Genomic DNA, 3,561 nt, shown 5'->3' with positions numbered 1-3,561 from the left:
CTGGCCAGGGCGAGGTGCACCGCCGCCATGTCCAGCGCCGGGCTGTCGCTGGGCAGGTCCAGATCCAGCGCGTAGTCGATGCTGCCGAAGGCCAGCCGGGCCACGCCGGGGGTGGCGGCAATCGCCTGCGCTGCCAGCAGGCCGCGCGCGGTTTCGATCAGCGCCAGCACCGTGCCGTTGTGGGCGGCTTTTACATCGGCGATCTGCGCAGGCGACTCGGCCTTGGCCAGCATCACGCAGGGCAGGGCGCAGGCTCGCAGCAGTTCCAGATCATCGGCGTAGAACGGACTGTGGGCATCGTTGATGCGCAGCAGCACCCGCGCCGTATCTACGCTGGCGTGCCATTCTGCAAACGCGCGACGGGCCTGGGGCTTGTCGGTCGGTAGCACCGCGTCTTCCAGATCGACGATCACGCAATCGGCGCCACTGGCCAGGGCCTTGGCAAAGCGCTCCGGGCGGTTGCCGGGCACGAACAAATAGGTTTGGGCCATGGCCTACACCGTGCCAGCGCTGCGCAGCGCGGCGATCTGGTCGGCGCTGTAGCCCTGGCCGACCAGAATCGCCTCGGTGTGCTGGCCCAGCGCCGGCACGGCATCCATACGCGGCGCGGCGCTGTGCCAGGAACCGGGCGGTAGCAGCGCAGGAACGCGGCCAGCCGGTGTGTCCACTTCGGTCCAGCGATTCCGGGCCTGCAGCTGCGGATGGGCCCAGACCTCGGCCATGCTGTTCACCTGGGCGTTGGCGATGCTGGCTTGCTCCAGCCGGGCTACCACTTGCGTGGCCGTCAAGGTAGAGAAGGCCTGCACGATCAGCGCCGACAACTCGACACGGGCCGCGCTGCGCTTGGAATTGCTGCTGAAGCGTTCGTCACTGGCCAGGCCGGGCTGCAGCAGCACCTGCTCGCAAAAACCCTTCCACTCGCGCTCATTTTGCAGGCCCAGCATCACGGTTTTGCCGTCGCCCGCCGGGAACGGGCCGTAGGGGTAGATGGTGGCGTGGCTGGCCCCGGAGCGGGGTGGCGGCGCGGCCCCCTCAAACGTGTAGTACAGCGGGTAGCCCATCCATTCGGTCAGCGACTCCAGCATGGACACGTCGATGTGCTGGCCCTGGCCGGTTTGCTGGCGCTGCATGAGGGCGGCCAGGATGTTGGTGTAGGCGTACATGCCTGCCGAGATGTCGGCAATCGACGGCCCGGCTTTGGAGGGTGTGTCGGGTGTGCCGGTAACCGACACAAACCCGGCTTCGCTCTGGATCAGCAGGTCGTAGGCTTTCTTGTCGCGGTAGGGGCCGTCCGCGCCGTAGCCGGAGATGTCGCAGACGATGATGTTGGGCCGCACTTTGCACAGAGCCTCGTACGACAGGCCCAGCCGCGCCGCTGCACCCGGTGCCAGGTTTTGCACCACCACGTCGGCTTCTTCGGTGATCAGGCGCAGCAGGATTTTTTGCGCTTCGGGGTCTTTCACGTCCAGCGTCAGGCTCTCTTTGGAGCGGTTGGTCCAGACGAAGTGCGAGGCCAGGCCGCGCACCCTTTCGTCGTAGCCACGGGCAAAGTCGCCCACGCCGGGACGTTCAATTTTGACCACCCGGGCCCCCAGGTCGGCCAGTTGCCGGGTGGCAAAGGGCGCGGCGATGGCGTGCTCCAGGGTGACGACGGTGATGCCTTTTAAGGGTTGCATGGGGTTCTTCTTATGCGAGGGTGGCGGTGGCATCCATGGTCAGGTAACCCGCGTGGTCACGCCCCCATAGATGGATGGTTTTGCCGTCGGCCGAGGGCTCGCCGTGGACCGAGAACGGGTGGATGTCGAAGGTCGGCCGCACCGCCTTGAAGGCAAACTGCAGTACCTGCGCGTCCGGCATTTGGCGGCGCAGCAGGTCCATCAGCAGGGTGGCGATCAGCGGGCCGTGGACCACCAGGCCGGGGTAGCCCTCTACCGTGGTGACGTACTGGCGGTCATAGTGGATGCGGTGGCCGTTGAAGGTCAGGGCCGAGTAGCGGAACAGCAGCACGTCGTCGGGCACGATGGCGCGGTTCCACGCGGCGGTGGCCGGGGCCAGCACCGGTGGCGGGGCCACGTCGTCGGGCGCGGCGGCGGCGCGGTAGACGATGTTGTGGTGCTCGGTCAATGCCACCTCGCTGCTGCCGTTGCACCGCAGCTCATGGCGCACCTTGACGAAGATCAGGCTGCCGGTGCGGCCCGTTTTTTCTTGCACATCGGCAATGGTGGAGGTGCGCTCCAGCGTGTCACCGACCCGCAGCGGCTGGTGGAACACAAAGTCGCTGCCCGCCCACATGCGCCGGGGCAGCGGCACCGGGGGCATGAAGCCACCGCGCTTGGCGTGGCCGTCGGCGCCGATGTCCGACTGGCGGTGCAGCGGCAAAAAGTACAGCCAGTGCCACAGGCTGGGCAGCGGCGTACCGGGCGCGGGGCGATCGGCAGGCCAGTCCAGCGTGGCGGACAGGGCGGCGTAAGGGGTGGGTGTGGCGGTGTCGGTGACCGTCTCAGCGCGGCCAATCCAGTCGCTCAAATGTGTCTTGTCTGTCTCCATCTCTGCATCCTTGGTGTGGGGGATGTAGCGATGATCCGCATTGGTGGACTATTCACCAAGTGCAACTTTTAATATGATTGGTGCATGTCACGCATTAATTTTGATTTACAGCAGCTGCAGGCCTTTGTGGCCGTGGCCGAGCGCGGCAGCTTCCGCGCGGCCGCCGACCAGATCCACCTGTCACCCCCGGCGCTGAGCCGCCGCATCGACAAGCTAGAGACCATCCTGGGCCACCGCCTGTTCCACCGCACCACCCGCGAGGTGGAGCTGACCAGCCTGGGCCGGGTCTTTCTCGAACGCGCCCGCTCGGCGCTGGACGACCTGGAGTCGGCCCTGCTGGGCATCACCGACCTGGCCCCCAGCCGGGGCGGGCGGGTTACCGTGGCCTGCGTGCCGTCGGCGGCGCTGTATTTTTTGCCGGTGGCCTTGCGCAGCTTTCTGCAGCAGTACCCGGCCATCCGCATCCGCGTGGTGGACGAGAGCGTGAACCAGATGCTGTCTAGCGTGATCTCGGGCGAGGCCGACTTTGGCATCGGTTTCATGAGCACCCAGGTGCCCGAAGTGGCGTTCGAGCCCATCCACGACGACCCGTTTGTGTTGGCCATGCCGCGCAGCCACGCGCTGGCGGAGCGCAAAGCTATTCGATGGAGCGAACTGGGCGCCGAGCGCTTGATTTCGGTGGCCCGCAGCAGCGGCAACCGCCAGTTGCAGGACGACGCGCTGGCCAAGGCCGGGGTCAACCCCAGTTTTGCGTTTGAAGTGAGCCACGTCGCCACGCTGCTGGGCATGGTGGATGCCGGCCTGGGCCTGGCCGCCGTGCCGCGCATGGCTTTGCCGCGCCAACACGCCAGCCTGGTCGGCGTCGCTCTGCGCGACCCGCCGATTGTGCGCAAGCTGGGGCTGATGACCCGGCACGGCGCGAGCCTACGGCCTGCGGCGGCAGCGTTTCACCAGCATCTGCGCGATGCGCTGAAAAGTAGCAAGCCCCTTGAAATGCTTCAAAATCAGTAGCAG

4 protein-coding genes are annotated in these 3,561 nt (G+C 66.7%); 1 reads left to right on the top strand and 3 read right to left on the bottom strand.

Features of this window, described 5'->3' with window-relative positions; genetic code table 11:
• The 3 genes from ABI213_RS01405 to ABI213_RS01395 all read right to left on the bottom strand — a co-directional run.
• Nucleotides 1-491: aldolase/citrate lyase family protein (locus ABI213_RS01405; protein WP_348025793.1), on the bottom strand; the 491-nt coding region annotated here is incomplete at its 3' end.
• 3 nt (nt 492-494) lie between these two features.
• The gene (locus ABI213_RS01400; protein ID WP_348025791.1) at nt 495-1,676 is read right to left on the bottom strand and encodes a CaiB/BaiF CoA-transferase family protein; all 1,182 of its coding nucleotides are present in this window, start codon (nt 1,674-1,676) and stop codon (nt 495-497) included.
• Nucleotides 1,677-1,686: 10 nt separating this feature from the next.
• Nucleotides 1,687-2,547 carry a MaoC family dehydratase N-terminal domain-containing protein gene (locus ABI213_RS01395; RefSeq protein ID WP_348025789.1) on the bottom strand — a complete coding sequence of 287 codons (861 nt, stop codon included), beginning with the start codon at nt 2,545-2,547 and terminating at the stop codon, nt 1,687-1,689.
• An 84-nt stretch (nt 2,548-2,631) separates the two neighbouring features.
• On the opposite strand from ABI213_RS01395, the gene ABI213_RS01390 reads away from it, so the two are divergent.
• Entirely contained in the window at nt 2,632-3,558 is a 927-nt protein-coding gene (locus ABI213_RS01390) for a LysR substrate-binding domain-containing protein (protein WP_348025787.1), read from the top strand.
• Nucleotides 3,559-3,561 lie beyond the last annotated feature (3 nt).

The organism is Rhodoferax sp. (genome assembly GCF_039922535.1).
Classification (GTDB): domain Bacteria; phylum Pseudomonadota; class Gammaproteobacteria; order Burkholderiales; family Burkholderiaceae_C; genus Rhodoferax_B.
This window is presented reverse-complemented; position numbering and strand designations above follow the sequence as displayed.

What these genes read in the sequence shown, in the direction of transcription:
- ABI213_RS01400 (WP_348025791.1), bottom strand. Translation starts at nt 1,676, where the DNA reads ATGCAACCCTTAAAAGGCATCACCGTCGTCACCCTGGAGCACGCCATC.
- ABI213_RS01390 (WP_348025787.1), top strand. Translation starts at nt 2,632, where the DNA reads ATGTCACGCATTAATTTTGATTTACAGCAGCTGCAGGCCTTTGTGGCC.
- ABI213_RS01395 (WP_348025789.1), bottom strand. Translation starts at nt 2,547, where the DNA reads ATGGAGACAGACAAGACACATTTGAGCGACTGGATTGGCCGCGCTGAG.